At 44.8% G+C, this 14,784-nt stretch carries 27 protein-coding genes; 3 read left to right on the top strand and 24 right to left on the bottom strand.

The window, feature by feature from the left end:
• A protein-coding gene (locus MHH82_RS41585) for an IS3 family transposase (protein WP_340971002.1) occupies positions 1–1,129 on the bottom strand; the annotation gives its coding sequence in 2 pieces (ribosomal slippage) (positions 1–874 and positions 874–1,129; 1,130 coding nt annotated over the 2 pieces). This gene is flagged as partial in the annotation.
• An 89-nt stretch (positions 1,130–1,218) separates the two neighbouring features.
• Here MHH82_RS41585 and MHH82_RS41580 point away from each other — a divergent pair.
• Positions 1,219–1,350, top strand: coding sequence for a hypothetical protein (locus MHH82_RS41580; RefSeq protein WP_340971001.1), 132 nt, complete (start codon positions 1,219–1,221; stop codon positions 1,348–1,350).
• A 425-nt stretch (positions 1,351–1,775) separates the two neighbouring features.
• Here the strand turns inward: MHH82_RS41580 and MHH82_RS41575 are convergent, their stop codons facing one another.
• From MHH82_RS41575 to MHH82_RS41555, 5 genes are all read right to left on the bottom strand, one after another.
• The gene (locus MHH82_RS41575; RefSeq protein WP_068783198.1) at positions 1,776–2,051 is read right to left on the bottom strand and encodes a hypothetical protein; all 276 of its coding nucleotides are present in this window, start codon (positions 2,049–2,051) and stop codon (positions 1,776–1,778) included.
• 91 nt (positions 2,052–2,142) lie between these two features.
• On the bottom strand, positions 2,143–2,955 hold the full coding sequence (locus MHH82_RS41570; RefSeq protein WP_340970998.1) for a hypothetical protein: 813 nt from the start codon (positions 2,953–2,955) through the stop codon (positions 2,143–2,145).
• A 324-nt stretch (positions 2,956–3,279) separates the two neighbouring features.
• Positions 3,280–3,489 carry a hypothetical protein gene (locus MHH82_RS41565; protein ID WP_340970996.1) on the bottom strand — a complete coding sequence of 70 codons (210 nt, stop codon included), beginning with the start codon at positions 3,487–3,489 and terminating at the stop codon, positions 3,280–3,282.
• Positions 3,490–3,796: 307 nt separating this feature from the next.
• Complete coding sequence (locus tag MHH82_RS41560; RefSeq protein WP_340970994.1) at positions 3,797–4,237, bottom strand: hypothetical protein; 441 nt, start codon at positions 4,235–4,237, stop codon at positions 3,797–3,799.
• Between the two features lie 158 nt (positions 4,238–4,395).
• The gene (locus MHH82_RS41555; RefSeq protein WP_340970992.1) at positions 4,396–5,082 is read right to left on the bottom strand and encodes a DsbA family protein; all 687 of its coding nucleotides are present in this window, start codon (positions 5,080–5,082) and stop codon (positions 4,396–4,398) included.
• 215 nt (positions 5,083–5,297) lie between these two features.
• Here MHH82_RS41555 and MHH82_RS41550 point away from each other — a divergent pair, with 215 nt between their 5' ends.
• Complete coding sequence (locus tag MHH82_RS41550; RefSeq protein ID WP_340970990.1) at positions 5,298–5,462, top strand: hypothetical protein; 165 nt, start codon at positions 5,298–5,300, stop codon at positions 5,460–5,462.
• A 75-nt stretch (positions 5,463–5,537) separates the two neighbouring features.
• On the top strand, positions 5,538–5,675 hold the full coding sequence (locus MHH82_RS41545; protein ID WP_340970987.1) for a hypothetical protein: 138 nt from the start codon (positions 5,538–5,540) through the stop codon (positions 5,673–5,675).
• Between the two features lie 77 nt (positions 5,676–5,752).
• On the opposite strand, the gene MHH82_RS41540 is transcribed toward MHH82_RS41545, so the two are convergent.
• The 18 genes from MHH82_RS41540 to MHH82_RS41455 all read right to left on the bottom strand — a co-directional run bounded on the left by MHH82_RS41540 (position 5,753) and on the right by MHH82_RS41455 (position 14,606).
• A complete protein-coding gene (locus MHH82_RS41540) occupies positions 5,753–5,983 on the bottom strand; it encodes a hypothetical protein (RefSeq protein WP_340970984.1) in 231 nt (76 codons plus the stop codon).
• A gap of 60 nt (positions 5,984–6,043) precedes the next feature.
• The gene (locus MHH82_RS41535) at positions 6,044–6,418 is read right to left on the bottom strand and encodes an AbrB/MazE/SpoVT family DNA-binding domain-containing protein (RefSeq protein WP_340970982.1); all 375 of its coding nucleotides are present in this window, start codon (positions 6,416–6,418) and stop codon (positions 6,044–6,046) included.
• A 51-nt stretch (positions 6,419–6,469) separates the two neighbouring features.
• The gene (locus MHH82_RS41530) at positions 6,470–7,135 is read right to left on the bottom strand and encodes a DUF2786 domain-containing protein (RefSeq protein WP_340970980.1); all 666 of its coding nucleotides are present in this window, start codon (positions 7,133–7,135) and stop codon (positions 6,470–6,472) included.
• A gap of 60 nt (positions 7,136–7,195) precedes the next feature.
• The gene (locus MHH82_RS41525) at positions 7,196–7,468 is read right to left on the bottom strand and encodes a hypothetical protein (RefSeq protein WP_340970977.1); all 273 of its coding nucleotides are present in this window, start codon (positions 7,466–7,468) and stop codon (positions 7,196–7,198) included.
• 65 nt (positions 7,469–7,533) lie between these two features.
• The gene (locus MHH82_RS41520; protein ID WP_340970975.1) at positions 7,534–7,815 is read right to left on the bottom strand and encodes a hypothetical protein; all 282 of its coding nucleotides are present in this window, start codon (positions 7,813–7,815) and stop codon (positions 7,534–7,536) included.
• A gap of 112 nt (positions 7,816–7,927) precedes the next feature.
• A complete protein-coding gene (locus tag MHH82_RS41515) occupies positions 7,928–8,332 on the bottom strand; it encodes a hypothetical protein (RefSeq protein WP_340970973.1) in 405 nt (134 codons plus the stop codon).
• A gap of 114 nt (positions 8,333–8,446) precedes the next feature.
• A complete protein-coding gene (locus tag MHH82_RS41510) occupies positions 8,447–8,644 on the bottom strand; it encodes an aspartyl-phosphate phosphatase Spo0E family protein (RefSeq protein WP_340970971.1) in 198 nt (65 codons plus the stop codon).
• A 137-nt stretch (positions 8,645–8,781) separates the two neighbouring features.
• Complete coding sequence (locus MHH82_RS41505; RefSeq protein WP_340970969.1) at positions 8,782–10,263, bottom strand: hypothetical protein; 1,482 nt, start codon at positions 10,261–10,263, stop codon at positions 8,782–8,784.
• 28 nt (positions 10,264–10,291) lie between these two features.
• Positions 10,292–10,570, bottom strand: coding sequence for a hypothetical protein (locus MHH82_RS41500; protein WP_340970967.1), 279 nt, complete (start codon positions 10,568–10,570; stop codon positions 10,292–10,294).
• Complete coding sequence (locus MHH82_RS41495; RefSeq protein ID WP_340970965.1) at positions 10,557–10,835, bottom strand: hypothetical protein; 279 nt, start codon at positions 10,833–10,835, stop codon at positions 10,557–10,559. The genes MHH82_RS41500 and MHH82_RS41495 overlap by 14 nt, the downstream gene beginning before the upstream one ends.
• A 1-nt stretch (position 10,836) precedes the next feature.
• Complete coding sequence (locus tag MHH82_RS41490) at positions 10,837–11,067, bottom strand: hypothetical protein (protein ID WP_340970963.1); 231 nt, start codon at positions 11,065–11,067, stop codon at positions 10,837–10,839.
• Between the two features lie 154 nt (positions 11,068–11,221).
• Positions 11,222–11,437 (bottom strand): hypothetical protein, encoded by a 216-nt coding sequence (locus MHH82_RS41485; RefSeq protein ID WP_340970961.1) that lies wholly within the window; start codon positions 11,435–11,437, stop codon positions 11,222–11,224.
• Positions 11,438–11,785: 348 nt separating this feature from the next.
• Positions 11,786–12,280 (bottom strand): type II toxin-antitoxin system PemK/MazF family toxin, encoded by a 495-nt coding sequence (locus MHH82_RS41480; RefSeq protein ID WP_340970959.1) that lies wholly within the window; start codon positions 12,278–12,280, stop codon positions 11,786–11,788.
• A 59-nt stretch (positions 12,281–12,339) separates the two neighbouring features.
• Positions 12,340–12,543: a hypothetical protein gene (locus MHH82_RS41475; protein WP_340970957.1), complete on the bottom strand. Its 204-nt coding sequence runs from the start codon at positions 12,541–12,543 to the stop codon at positions 12,340–12,342.
• Between the two features lie 210 nt (positions 12,544–12,753).
• Complete coding sequence (locus tag MHH82_RS41470) at positions 12,754–12,939, bottom strand: hypothetical protein (protein WP_340970955.1); 186 nt, start codon at positions 12,937–12,939, stop codon at positions 12,754–12,756.
• Between the two features lie 442 nt (positions 12,940–13,381).
• Positions 13,382–13,993 carry a hypothetical protein gene (locus tag MHH82_RS41465; protein ID WP_340970952.1) on the bottom strand — a complete coding sequence of 204 codons (612 nt, stop codon included), beginning with the start codon at positions 13,991–13,993 and terminating at the stop codon, positions 13,382–13,384.
• Positions 13,994–14,060: 67 nt separating this feature from the next.
• Positions 14,061–14,363 (bottom strand): hypothetical protein, encoded by a 303-nt coding sequence (locus tag MHH82_RS41460; RefSeq protein ID WP_340970949.1) that lies wholly within the window; start codon positions 14,361–14,363, stop codon positions 14,061–14,063.
• Between the two features lie 27 nt (positions 14,364–14,390).
• Entirely contained in the window at positions 14,391–14,606 is a 216-nt protein-coding gene (locus MHH82_RS41455) for an AbrB/MazE/SpoVT family DNA-binding domain-containing protein (protein ID WP_340970947.1), read from the bottom strand.
• Positions 14,607–14,784: the final 178 nt, after the last annotated feature.

Here is a 14,784-nt window from a genome sequence, read left to right as displayed (position 1 = left end):
CGTTCGCACTCATTGGGCGTAGAATACCCAATCGCGGAATGGATTCGTTTTCCATTGTAGAAGCAGGTAATATATTCAAAAATGCGTTTCTTGGCTTGCTTGCGTGTTTTGAACTTCTCCAAGTAGACAAGTTCTTTCTTAAGCACACTGTGGAACGATTCAATACACGCATTATCGTAGCAGTTCCCTTTGCGGCTCATACTGCCTTTCATCTTGTAGGTGCGCAGCCGCGCCTGGTAGTCATGAGAAGCGTACTGGCTGCCGCGATCCGAATGATGCAGAACCTCTTCGCACGGTCGCTGCTGGCTGTGGGCGCGGTCCAGCGCCGTTAACACGAGTTCTTTCGTCATTCGCTCATCCATGTGAAATCCAACGATTTTACGACTGTACAGGTCCATGATGCTTGCCAGGTATAGCCACCCCTCATCGGTCGGGATATACGTAATATCAGCCACCCAGGCCTTGTTTGGAGCGGACGGATTAAACTCGCGGTTCAACACGTTCTCTTGGACAGGCAGGTTGTGCTTCGAGTTGGTTGTGGCCTTGTATTTCTTCACCGTGCGAGAACGTAAACCCAGCTCCTTCATGATCCGAGCGACTGTTTTCTCGGACACTCGTATGCCCTGCTTGTGCAGTTCTTTTGCTACTTTGGGGCTTCCATATAATCGACGGGATTCTAGAAAGATACGACGGATCCGCCGCTCCAGCTTGCGACGTCGCTTTTCACGTTTGCTGGCTTTTCGCTGGGTCCATTTGTAATAGCCGCTTCGGGATACTTCAAAGGCTTCGCACATCTTCGAGACTCGGCACTTGAAGCGATGATCGTGGATGAAGGCATAGATCAGCGCCGGTCTTTGGCGAAGTAGTGCATCGCCTTTTTTAAGATGTCGTTCTCCTCTTCCAGATCACGAAGGCGTTTCTGAAGATCTCTCATTGCTTTATCGTCGGCTTTCAGTTGCCCACTGCCTGGAAAGGCCTGTGCGCCGTCTTTCTTGTATTCCGCCATCCAACGATACAGGGTGTTGTCGCTGATCCCCAGTTCGCGGGCGACCTGCGCCACCGCTTTCCCTTCTTCCTGGATCATCTGAATCGTTTGCAGTTTAAATTCTTTATCGTATTTTTTCGTCATGGTAGCACCTCGAATTTGGATAGATTCATTTTACCCGATTCTCGGTTCTCCATGTCTACTTTTTAGTCTAGCAGCAAGTTGATTTACAGATGATTCGTACTGCCGGGTTAAATGATGCGGTTCGCCAGCTTGCCGAATCCTGGGTGCACAAACAACTACAGGCACACGAAAAAACACTGAAGCAAATCGCGGCAAGCCGCGAGAAGCCTAAAGGAAGGTAAATATCGCTCTTGATATTTACAAATATATCCTGTATGACTTATAATAAAAGTGCGCGGTACGGAAGCACCGAACGCGCTTATCGTCCGCTCTTTGCGGACGTGGATTGAAATAATAAAAAGTAAGTCAGCACATAGAGAAACGCCTGCGGATTTGTTCCGTCAGGCGTTTTTTCCATCTCTATATCGTTTTGCAAAGTAATCCTGGCAGGTAGCACAGTAATGAGGTTTTAAGCCGGTGTCGCTGGTTCTTGGCTCTTTCCAAGGTTTACCGCATTTAGGACAAATCCTTTCCCCAGCTTGCTTCAAACGCCGCCTCCGATAATCATAGGTTTTGTGCGTCGGAGTGCAATAGGCTTGATGCTGCCAGTCCGTTTTAAATTCCACCCCACAATAGCGACATGTTTTTAAATATTTCCCGCTACCAATCACTTATTAACCTCTCCTTGATCAGCTGTCTTTAACTCTGCCACGGATGATAAGACGCGCGGAAGCGCATCGAACCGTTTTATCCCATCAGCTTTGAGCCAACCTAGAGTACGCACCAACAGGTCATAGTCCTCCTCTCGGATCGCACGCTCAAAGTTACGTACATGCTTTTCGTACTCCGCCTGCCATTCCGCAGCCCAATCCAAAGCTATTTTTTGCTTTACCTCCGGAGCTTTGGCCTTGCGCAAGCGTTGGCTAATTGATAATCTCCCCATGTTAACATCCGCCTTTTTTAGATTCTAACACCTACAATATCAAAAAAATATTTTTAAATCCACGGAGTAGAGTATAAATTCTTGGAGTTGGTTACGCGAGGCTCTTGACATAATCAAATAATTTTTGGTCGTCCTCTTTTGAAAACCATCCCCAATTTGACCCATTGAGATGGTAGTGGTCAATTGTTACACTTGCTGTACCATGGCTTCCCATCCCCCATTCCCCGCATTCTGCGGATTCCTTTTTGACCCAGTTTATTAGGTCTTGTTTTGTCATATCTTTTTCCGTAATTCCGCCATATCTGGGGTCGTGCGTGTCCATGTAACCAATCACGACTTTATAAACTTGCGCTACTTTAAGCGCCGTATCAGCAATCTGTAAACGTTGTTTAAGTGCATCTCCGGACAAATCCCCGTCTGTAGCTGCATTGTATCCGGTAACACTGGCAGACGTAAACGCACCAGCGGCAGCTACCAAAAACGGCGGTAATACACCGATCACATGTTTACCGGATACATCCTCTGGCGTAAGATTGCGTGTCGTGCCGTCGGCATTACGCTGTGAGATAATCTCCGCGTCCGGGTACAGCTCAGCCAACACGTCTAGCGTAGCTTGGTGCTGTGAAGTAATCGCTTTTGGCATGCCAGCGGTGTCTACCGTCTCGATACGGTACTTTTTAACATCTGGATCGGCCTCGATGATCTCCTCGGCGGTGTTAAACGTAGTGCCGCGCGGGAGGACAAGGCTGTAGTACTCTTTAATCCCTTGGCTATGTAATACGGCCGCTGGGAGTGAGGAAAGTACTGCAGAGGCAGAACCCTTGCTGTGCGCCCCGATCGCTGCGATTGCTGGGAAACCGGACGATACGACTTTGTAATTGTTGAGCAGATTTGACAATTTCATATTTTATTTCTCCTTTCGCGCCGCCTCCCCGCAGGTGAGGTCTTATGCGCTTGTTGAGTATGATGGTGGGAGGGCCGTGTGGCCCAGCCCCTTAGTATAACTTTGCTTTGGCGTCATCAACCTCACGGATATCAATGCGATGTTTCCAATATTCGTTAACCTCTCCCGTAGCGTCCTGAATGAAATAGCATTTTTGTGACTCACCAATCAACGTACCGCTTTGCCATACACCTTGTTCATCATACCATCCGCCAGATTAGCGAAATTGAACTTTTGCTCTGACTTTCATCTTGATCCCTCCCGCGTAGGGCCGCCGCCAGATTGTTAGATGCTGATCGTGTTCCCCATGCCGTCTTCCCAGCCATTTACATCATGGCCGGCATCCAGATCGGAGATGATGGCCTCCATGTCTTCGATCGATCCAGGCGTTATAACTGCGACCCTTTCATTTCCTTTGATAACTTCAAATTCATTGAGCGAAAAGTCAAATGGTACCTCCTTTACAATGTACCCTTGTCTTTCCCATGTTCTCATTTCGATTCCTCCATTTTTATAATTTGTTTTGCACCAAAGAAAATAACCCTGTCTTACGTATGTCATACACTCTGTCTTACATTGATGTGTGAATGTTATCCAGCACGTTTATAGGCTTGATTATCACTAGCAATCCATTCCTCTTCTGTACAGTTCACATAAGTTACCCTGACAATTCGTGTCTTTTCGTATCCCGATCCAGACGCGAACAAGCATAAAAGACAAAATCCACAAAGTCCAACAGTAATTATGATCCCGATAATCATATTTAACATCAGCGATTCCTCCGTTTCCGTGAAAGCCGCGATTAGCGGCCTTCACTTTTGAGATATTCAATGTAGTTCAGAACATCGTACTTCCAAGTGCCTCCTTTAAAGCACAACCAGTCTTTGTCTAGGCATTCGTCCTGGACCTCGATATCTTCAAAAAAAGGGGCTTCGTTGATTTGCTTCATCAATTCTTCGGAAGTAAATGCAGATGGTTCAATGGTTTGCCCGATAAAACAATGGCCACAATATCGCCAACCCTCTTCCGTGCGTCTTAATGTTGCATAGGTCGGTTTCCCGTTTACATGGCTATATGCTTCACCCAACTGCCGAATCCCTGCGCTAAAGAAAGCAGGTGGTACAACCTCGATGAAGTGATCGGCAATCTGTTCGTCAACCAGGTCATTGATCGAAAGGAACTCATCTAAACTTCCCTTCCAATCCTCCAACTTTTTGATTTGGTTCTTCCCCGTTGTTTGCATTTTGATTTCTCCTTTGTGGTGGTTTTCTTACATTAATATTATAACACATATAGTAATAACATGTAATATAAAAAAACGAATTATCACCCTCCGTTTTTTTCCCAGCCCCGCATGTTTTCATAAAAAAAGACCAGCTGTGCTGGTCCTCATTGTTACTCTTATTCAGTTATTTTTTGGTCAATCAGCCGGGTTAGTTCTTCATATGAGGAGATCCGCACCACTTGATCATCGATCACAAATTGAGGGGTGCCATTAATACCGTAATAGCCGGCGGTTTTATAATCTTCCTTCACGTCAAGCATGTAGGTATGTTCCGTAAGATCCTTCCTAAACTGTTCATAATCAATCCCGTCTATCTCGTTCTTCACAAAATTAAGCAGAAATTTCGGCGTGGCCCATATTTCGCTTTCCTTGCCCTGATTTTGGTAAAGCTTCTTATAATAATCCCAAAACTTATCATTACTTTGATGGTAAATTGCTTCGCCAGCTGATGCCGCTAAGATAGAGTCTCGATCGATAAATGCATAGTTCATGAAGTACAGCTGAACCTTACCTGTATCAATATAGTCTTTCTTAAACTGATCAAAGTAAGTAGCTGTCCAGTTCTTACATGCAGGGCATTTAAAGTCTGCAAATTCAACTACCTTCACCTTGGCCTCTGAAGATCCTAAGCTTGGCTGCTTTTCATATTTGAATCTGTCTATAACTATGTTCCCTTTGATCTCGGTATAATTAGGAATCCCCTCAAGCTCTGAATACTGGATTTTGTAATTAACAAAAACGAAAATAGCAAATAAGCCAATGACCGTTCCTGCTAACGTGATGATATATTTCTTTTTATTCACTCATGCTTCCCCCAATAATCACATTTGTAAGATATATGTATTACATTATGTAAGACAGTGAAACGAAAAATGCACTTCTTAAATAGACTTCGGTATCACTTTCCCCTCCTTAGATCATCATTTAACACTCATCACTCATCCGAAAAAGGTGAACTCACCCTCATCTCAACACTATTCAGTTTAGAGGTACCAATCATGCTGAGGAGTGAGGAATTATGACAATGACAAAAATCAAATTAGGGTTAATTCAGGCGCTGATGTACAAGGATATAATAGCTGAGTTAATAATTGATTTGGCCACTTCAGGGATCTGCCTTGAAGTGGTTTTTTCTTTGCTGAAGGCCGGAATAACTTTTTTGTTAATGATTCACCTTTTCTAGTGTAGTAATTGAAATAGTTGTTAAAATCAGCGATAAAAGCAAATATGATAATCAAAAACAAGGAGGCAATAAAAAATGGATAATTATACCACACGCGATGTCATCGATGCAGTCTTTACATTATGGAACCTGAACAAATCAGCATATGAAGAATATTCAAATCTTCCGATTTTTAAAGCATTTGGAAAAGTTAAGGAAGACGCTAAGGAATAACCTCCTTGGCGCTTTCCAAAAGTGAATCCTTGTGACACTATTTGTGTCTTTGCTTCACTACACTTTCGAAATGTGCATTAAGAAATCCTTAAAAGATCGCCCCGCAGGATACGACCATCTGGTTGCATATCGCACTCATACATGTTTTGACATGATGGACAATGCAAACCTTCAGAAACGCCACCACAATCTATGGTATCTTTTGCTTTTTTAAATGCCCTTCCATCCTTACCGATTCGTCGAATTGTCTCAACGTAGCGCACTTGATAAAGAAGAAGTTCACTTCCACACTCACATACGGGTTTCAAAAGCGCCACTCCTTCACTATTTGTGTCTTTAATTCATTACATTTTGTAATGTGCAATATCTTAGCTTTCGATTTCCCACAGAAGATTTACATTGCACAGAGGACAATTACTTGTACCCACTAGAACCTGATGAACATTTCCCAGTATCTCGCAAACAGGGCAACCATATTTGATATACGATGCTTCTCCGTTGTCGTAGTGGTGTTCGATGGGTCTTACGAAAGCGGATCTTTGGTAGGCGTATTCCGAATCCATTACCTTACCTTCAAATGGAGGTCTTCTATCCTCTTCATGCTTACGCAAAACAACGGAATCCCCGAATTGATACATTTCCAACGGATCACCCTTATCAACATGCATGTCTTTTTGTACTTCTTTGGGGATGACCACTCTCCCAAGATCATCAATACGTCTAACAATCCCTGTAACTTTCACACCCGTCTCTCCTTCACTATTTGTGTCGTTAATTCCTTTTATAGCGCTACATCAGAAATTTTCCTTAAGAGTTCCCGACATCTGCTGGAACGAAAGTCCGTCCTCATATCCTTGACGCAAAGCATCGGAATCATTAGCGGTTCCTCTGCGAATGAGATCGCCTTTTTTGAGATTCATTTCTTCTGTAGCTTGAACAACTAAGGCATCTTTGACCAATACCACGGCTAAACATTCTGACTCTACTTGTTTTCTAAATTTTTCTCTCAATCCGGATAAATACCCGGTGATGTAATCATTTTTGACGGCGATCGCGTATGCCCTCGACCGTCGCTCAGGGTTGTTTTTGAGATAGGCGGACGCATGGTATGAAATTGATTCAGACGCGAATCGGAACACTTCTTCAGCAATTTTCACATCGGTTTCCAGCCCGATAAAACCGATGTAAGCGCCATTTGAATAGAACGAATTTGTCCTAAAATTCTCGTCAATAATTTGCGCGAGTTTCCTTTCCCACCACTTGACCTGATTACGACAAATCTTAACCTTATCGACTTTCTTTGCTGGCGCATCTCCTGGTATGTCCGATGCCGTCAAGTTATGTTTTGCCATCAAACGTTGAGCCATCAGCATAGCTGTGTGGGCTTCATCCGGATTCGGATTGTTATGAGCCAACGCTAATGACTTCTTAATTTTCCGAAGAACATTTTCCATTGGCATTAAAGTTACTCCTTCCTGCTGCATATAATGTGTCTTTGCTTCACTACACTTTCGTGTTGTTCATAAACTAAACAAATCCATTTGCTTAGGAGCATTATGCCGATCAGCTTGCCGCTTAATCGATTCTCTGAAATATGGCGGTATTATATTTAAAGCTTTTTCCAAAGAATCAAACCAGCCCTTGAAGTTGCCGTAATGGGATACACTATAGTGGTCATCTTCTTTTCTTAACACCCAATCACCTGAAACCGCTATTGTGGTTTCAGCGAGACTCTTCATCTTTGCTACATAAGCCTGTTTGGGGTTATCCATTGCAAAATAGAGATTATCCATGCTCTACACTCCTTTTCCCCTTTGCGGTTTTTGTCATTAAGGAATTATTATTTCAAACCGTGGCATTACGCAGGGTCGTGTTCTGCTGATTGAGGTAAGCAAATGTCAAATATCTCGATTACCTCCCACGACCATGTGCCTTCCACAGTTACCCGTAGAGCATCGGCTTCTTCGATGAAACTGATAGCAATTTCGCCTTTCGTTTCATCATCAAACAAAAACTTAAATCCGCCCCCGATTGATACAAACTCTTCATCAGAAAAGCCATAATTCTGCTGAATGTTTTTCTTTACCTCGAACTTAACTTCTTCCTGTTTCCCTGCTTTGTACCAAACTGTAATTTTCAACCAAACAAGGCTTAATGTCGTTCAAAGTAGATACTTCCACAACCTTCTTGCGTTTTTCACCATCCATGACAACTTCAACCCGGCATTTCATTCTGTTCGTGTTTTTCCGCTTTTACTGTTCACCGTTTTCATCCTGACGAACTAAGCGATAAACACGTTCGGACGCAGCCGCAAGTTCATTCATCAATGTTGGTGGATGCTCACCACGCAGCGCTTCTTGGGAATAATACTCAAGCAGAAGATCCCTCAGCTCATCGATAGCGCCCCTTAGTGAATCAATGACAAATTGGCCATTACGGAAACTTAGTGCTCCGCATTCTTCAATAGCAAGAGGAAGAATATCAACCAGAGAATCATCCACCGTATGAAGCTGAATCCAATCCTCGTGTTTCCCCAGCTTGTCAAGCACTTCCTTGGTTTGTTCATCGAACTGAACTAAGACGTAGGAATTCACACCTGTTTTGCTCTCTACGACACTGAGCGTATTGAGCAACGCGATTTTTTCTGCGTTTTTCACGTTGTATCCCTCCTGGAATAGCTTCCACATGAAGAGTGGAGCTGCAATTTAGGCTATGACATATATAAAGTAAGACAAAAAAGCAGTTTATGTAAGATAATATGTAAGACATCATTATTTGCGATTCAATTTCGCGAGTTGAGCTTGGTAGATTAATTGATCAAGCTGTTGGCTGTGCTTCACCACGTCCGGGTGGGAAAACCCAAGCAATCCGACCTTTGCTTCTAGTTCAACTCGAAACTGATCGATTTGAGCACATAGTTGTTTGTCTGACGTTGCAGATTTACTCGGTGCGCCAGTAAGGGAAACCATGACATACACCTCCATCTACACAGGATATTTTATGCTAATATAATAACACATGTACATAATATATGCAATATAAAATAATTTTCAACTTCAGGTCCTTCCTACTCAATACAAGGACAGAAAAAGGAAAAAGCTGACCGCTAGTAGGCCAGCTCTTTAGTGAAGTTGAAATGGTGTTTTTGAATTAAGCTTTGGATTTCCAATCGAACGGCATCCAGACCCGGTTGATGGGAGAGTGATTCAAGCGTGGTCAAGTAGTGTTCATGTTCCATTAGTGCAAGACATCGCAGACCGTCTGCAAAGTACCGATAAGCCTCTTTCCGCAGCGGGTTAGATTCATCCCCCTCCATCTCATCGTACATTCCTTTTAGACGCTTATTTATCACCCTGCGATACAAGAGCAAGAGGACTTCTTCAATGCGCTTTCGATGTGCATCGGGAACAACCCCTGAATTATTCAAACGAGCAAGTTCGTTTTCGATATACTCTTGTACTGTTTTGGGATCTCGGTGTACCCGAGCCGGTTCTAAATGCTGATAACTCTTCTTTGGTGCCTTTCCTTGTCTGGACAGATATAAATACCGCTTCCCGACACTCATCACAATATCCGAATGAATCCCGTTATGAACACGGTCTTGGTAGTAAATAACGCCTTCTTCTCGGCTGAATGGAGCCTTTGGAACGGGAAGCATTCCATCTTGATCCAGATAGATCTTTCCGATCGTATAGAGTTCATTCGTTTCAAACAACTTCAGTTCATACTTCTGAAGTAACTGTTCAAGAGCGGGAATCACCGCCGTGCGATACTGATTTAAATCAAACGTATAGCCAAACAAGCGATGTCCTAGTTCAACCTCACTGTACGCCGTCCGGATCTCATCATGGGCGGCTAAGACATTAGCGACAAGATAACGAAACTCCACATCGGTATCTAGCAGTTCAAGAAGTCGCTTCCTTCTCTCTTCCTTCCGTAGAGACTCTCTCCTCAAGCTTCGCCGCCGAATCTCTTCGTCGATCCGCTGATTAAATTTGGAGAGATGCCCGCTGTTCCCTACGGAAGATTCCGGTTCTACATAAGCGTGACCGTTAAGTACCTTTTGAAATTCTTTGGCTTCAGTCAACTCCTGTTCATTCAAAAAGCGTTGCATCGCTGGGACTTGCTGGACGAATCGAGAGTGATGTGGAAATTCCTCCCCTCGTTCATACCGAGCGATAGCACGATCGTATAGCTCCTGTAATCCCCCTTCAGCGCTTTTGGGGTCCTGGGAAGCATAATACGCATCCTCCTCTTTATAAGCTGCAATAAGGCGCTGAATGTGCCTACATATCGCCTGTAACGTTTCTTTCTCCGGTGTGTAGCCGATTTGGGATTTGATCATGTACTTGACCTGCTCGATGTTGAAGGTATCACGGACAAAGATATATCCTACATCCTCATATGATTTGGCTCTTGGAAGTCGCGTTGAATCAGCCAAAAACATCAAGGACAAAGAAAAGGAATCCCCGTAAGAAGTATGATCCAATCGCCGGAGAGAGCCAGCGGTCCAGCGCCCCTTTCCGTCTTGGATGCAAAGCGGCCCGGACTTCATATATTCCATTTCATAAGCGTTATGACGGAACATTTCCCACTCCCCCTTATTTAGTGTGCTTTTACACTGTTCCGACCGACACCGGAGCCTCTGGAGCCGGCACTCGAGATCGGAACACCGAAACAATTAAGGAGATCATTAGGGTCATAAACAAAACCCCGAACAGAATCAGTGAAATGACAATGACGTTCATGATCAGCGGTTGGAACTTTAGGAGAGGTTCCAAAGGAAGCCCCTCCTCCTGAGAAACAGAAAGCATCCGTTGAAATAGAAATACCGTAGAAAACTGCATTCCCAAGAGCAATACACCTGCCATCAACAACAATTTAATTACCTTCATCGCGATTTCCCTCCACAGAATGAATTTGAATTTGAAATTCAACGAGTTCACCAAGATAAGCAGCAGCGTCATCGAGAGAAGCATGTGGTAAAACACCAAGATCGTCGAGTACACCACCAAAATTATCAGGGCCTTCCCAATCAGGTTCCCAACAGCAACTCAGCTCCAGGTATGCATCTGCCAGCTTGTGCAGCGCCGCTTTTTGACGCTTCGATAGCGTGTATGTTTCACGTACTTGACCCGTAGCAGACGGTGAATGGTTCATGTCATTTCGCCTCCTGTTTGCTGGGAACAAGTAACCCATCATCAACTAAATCACGTTCCAGATCCTCCATGGCTTCGATCGCGCCACAGTAATTGTCATAGATCTTCCCATCGCTTTTCCGCCGTAGCACCTTCCCATTCTTCCGGTAGATCCCCCATTTACCTCCGCGCGGGTAAATCTCCAAATTCATGTTTCTTAGAACGTCCGTAAACGTTAGCTGTGTTTTGTCCATTTGAAATGCTCCCTTCGGATTTATGTTTTGCGGGGCATGTACTGCCCCCTTGAATGGGCAGATTGGGTTTGAATGAATCGGCGGCCGGTGTGCTTGCCGCTTGGCACAAGATGATCGGATCGAAATGCTTCGATGAATACGCTTCGCGCGTAGTTCAACTGGAGGCTCCGCAAAGCGGCCAAGGGCCGCTGCCGGAGTAGTTGAACTTCCAAGTCATGGAGGAACGCGTCAGCGGCAAATCCTTGACTTGGATAAGCGCCCCGATAAGCTTAGCCAGCGGCGGCAAGTGCCAAAATAGGCCGCGGCCTTCCGGAGTATCCGGAAGGCGACATTTTCCGGGGCTGCGAAGGAATACAAAAAAAGCCGGCATGAGCCGGCCTTCTTTGAATAGACATCCAAGGGTTTTCGGTTTAGGATCTAAGCTACCAGGTACCCACACAATATTCAAAGCGATCCGACCTGGATCGGATCCGGTTCGCTTGATTGCTTCGTGGGCGATGTACGGAGGGTCAATCCTGACCTGCTTAACGAGTCAAGGGTTAGGGGGCGTTAGCGGCGTGCCGCTTACGGCCCCTTACTTGCGAAGCACTTGACGCGCGTCAGAATTAGAACATACCTGGAAGGGTTGGTAAGGCGGGAGTGAGGACTTTCTTGCGCATTAATAAAAAAGCAGCTGCTCCATATAAGGGCAACTGCTTTTCCTGTGATCGCTATGTTGTTATTGATCAAGAAGTGCTTCTTTCGTAACGGCAGCCTCGACTTCAACCAACTTGTCTTGGTACAGGCTTTGTGCCATTTTCGCAACCATACTCATAAGTCCAATATTTTGGATGATCTGCAGGTCAACCAATTCCATAAATTCAGGTTCAACTTTATCGATGTATTGATCCATCCAATTGCGATTAACCGGCATGATCTGAGCCGTGCTGACATAAGAATCCTCTTCCAAAAACCCATATTCAGTCTTCACGATCGGAACATAAGATGGCAAAATAGAACGATTTTCTTTTAGAGCCTTCTTTACCTCTGCTTTAGCCGAAGTAATAGGAACAACCAAAGCCAAATCGTTTCGGATATCAGGTAAATCATGATCATGAAGGACAATACACATATGACGACCATGTAAAAAGAATCCCGGTTTGGGTGTATCGTATGTATGGTTAGATTCGGGAATGTTTGTCCAGCACACATAGCCACGTTCAAAAAACTCCAACCTGTATTCCTCCCCCTTAAAAACAAAAATCCACATTTCTGTGGATTCCACTTCATGAATTATGAATTTTTAGAAGCCACCAACATCGTTTCTTTAAGCATTGCTCGATCGATCTTCTGTTGAACCTCTGGAGATCTTTTCCCGTCTTGACCGATGTATTCCATGAGGGATACCCCGTAACGTTGAGCAATTCTGTTTTTGAGATTGGCCAAAGGATCGTTTGAACTTATCTGACGTTTAGGAAAAGAAATGACGCTTCTCATATCCATCCCTCCAGTTTCTAAGGCCATTATATCACAGCATTTCTTTCCTTGAAAGCGATATAGAGACGAAAGATTTAACGTTTTGACTATTGATTCAGTCACCAGACGATATTGCAACCACCCAGACCTTTATCTTTCGTGGAATCAACAACCTCCCTCACCGCTTTGAAAGAGGGCCGGTTACTGTCAGCAGCAGCCGGCCTTTCAAAGCTAATCCCGTTTCAAGGATGCCTTCAATCGCTCGATTCTCTCTTGATTGTACATGATCGCTCGTTCGATATCATCCGGCGCATCCACCGTCATACTGTAAGACAAACGCACACGGAACGCGTTAGCGGCAAATCCTTGACTTGGATAAGCGCCCCGATAAGCGGAGCCCACGGCGGCAAGGGCCAAAACAGGCCGCAGCCTTCCGGTGTTTCCGGAAGGCGACCTTTTCCTGGGCTGCGAAGGAATACAAAAAGCCGGCGTGAGCCGGCCTTCTTTGAATGGACATTTCAAGGGTTTTCGGGTTTGGCTTCGAAGCTACCGGGTACCCACAGTGCGCCATTATTCAAAGCGATCCGAATCGGATCGCATCCGTTTGGCGCAAAACGGACAATGGAACCGGCGTTTTTCCGGTTCGCTTGTTCGTTTCGTGGGTGGTGTGCGGGGGGATTATAAAAAGGTTTTAGATGTTTCTACAAGATTGGAACAATCTCCGCAGAATTCATTACTGAAGCGCTCACAACCAGGTCTACAAAAAAAATTTTTGCTTTCACAAAACTCAACTCTTTTGTGAGTTTTCCTCAATCATCGGGAGTAAAAAGGCCAACTTCCCGAAAATCATCACAACAAGCTAAAAGCGATCCGCAAAGGACCGGATCTCCGGCTCCATCAATCCAGCGATAAAGAAATTTCCAAAACTATCCCGGTAGATCTCGGGATTTTTGTTCGGATCAACAATACCAAACGGCGTTGCCGGGACAACATCCATAGGACGTTGGCATTCATGGCAGAAAACCGTCTTTTGATCCGGCGATATGTAATGATTTGTGGATTTCCCACATTCGCAGCGATAACGGCACTTGTAAAGGGGTTTCCCATTCGGCTGACGAATGATGCCGGTTTTGTAGTACAGCTTGGACTTCCCTTCAGAAGAGGACGATCGTAAAGGCTTGACCGGAATTGGCTCTGAGACAACGGAAACGACCGGCTCAGGCGGCTGCGAAAATTCGGAAACAGGATAAAGCAGTTCCAACGGTGACGTTCCGTTGGACTGTTTCTGGGCGCTGGATTGACTTTCAAGGAACTCTTTAAACCGCTCACTCGTCTTAAAATAGACTTCAGCCATATCTTTAAACGATGTAGAGACCCCCAAAAAATCCAACATCGACTGAATCAAAGCCAGTTTCTCCCATTCTTCCGCATCGCTGAATTTCATTTCGGCTTCTTTGCTTCCATCCTTCAAACGTATGTAAACTTCTTTCGGCACGCAGCTCCTCCCTCCCAATTACATGAACATCTGAGTCATTGATCTACGAAGGTAATAAAGCTTTCCGTAACGCTGGATTATCCTTCATAAATTGCCGCTGGGCTAACGTCTTCTCGATCGTACCGACGATCCAAGCATCAAATTCTTTCGACACCGAGTATTCTTTGGTAAGAAACTTATCCCGAAATTCCTTAAGACGAAATTCAGACAGATCCCAAAAAATCCGTTCAAAAACGTCAGTCATATTAATCGAAGTTTTACCATTCGGCAAAACATGGATTTCATCAGCGCGTAAATACAAGAAAAGATCATCTTCCAGCTTAATTTTATGTGGATACTCCACCATGACTTGTGCTCCAGCCTCCCGTCGTTCCTACTCTCCCTTGCGGGGCCCCACATCATAATTCTCACGAGGGTCGATCAACAAGGCATCTCGAATCTTTTGTGGGTCATATTTTTGCACCTGATATTGTCCTGGAACAATTTCAACAAAAGCAAGCGAATCCCCTTCATGGAGATCCAGTTTTTTCCTCATCTCAGCAGGAATAATCACACGAAAGCGATTATCAATAGACGAATGATAAAACATCTAAAGAACCCCCTCAAAAACACGAAATGTGGGAAATGTGGGATTAGCCCCACACTCACATGATAACATATGTGCGCATGCTGCGCAAGGGTTTTTCAAACGGTCAGGTGCGCGCCGAGCGAATGCGAAAGTGCGCACCTGACCGCCAGCCGGAGGTTGTGGGTCGCGGAGTTGGGCG

It is taken from the genome of Bacillus sp. FSL K6-6540, from assembly GCF_038007545.1.
This window is presented reverse-complemented; position numbering and strand designations above follow the sequence as displayed.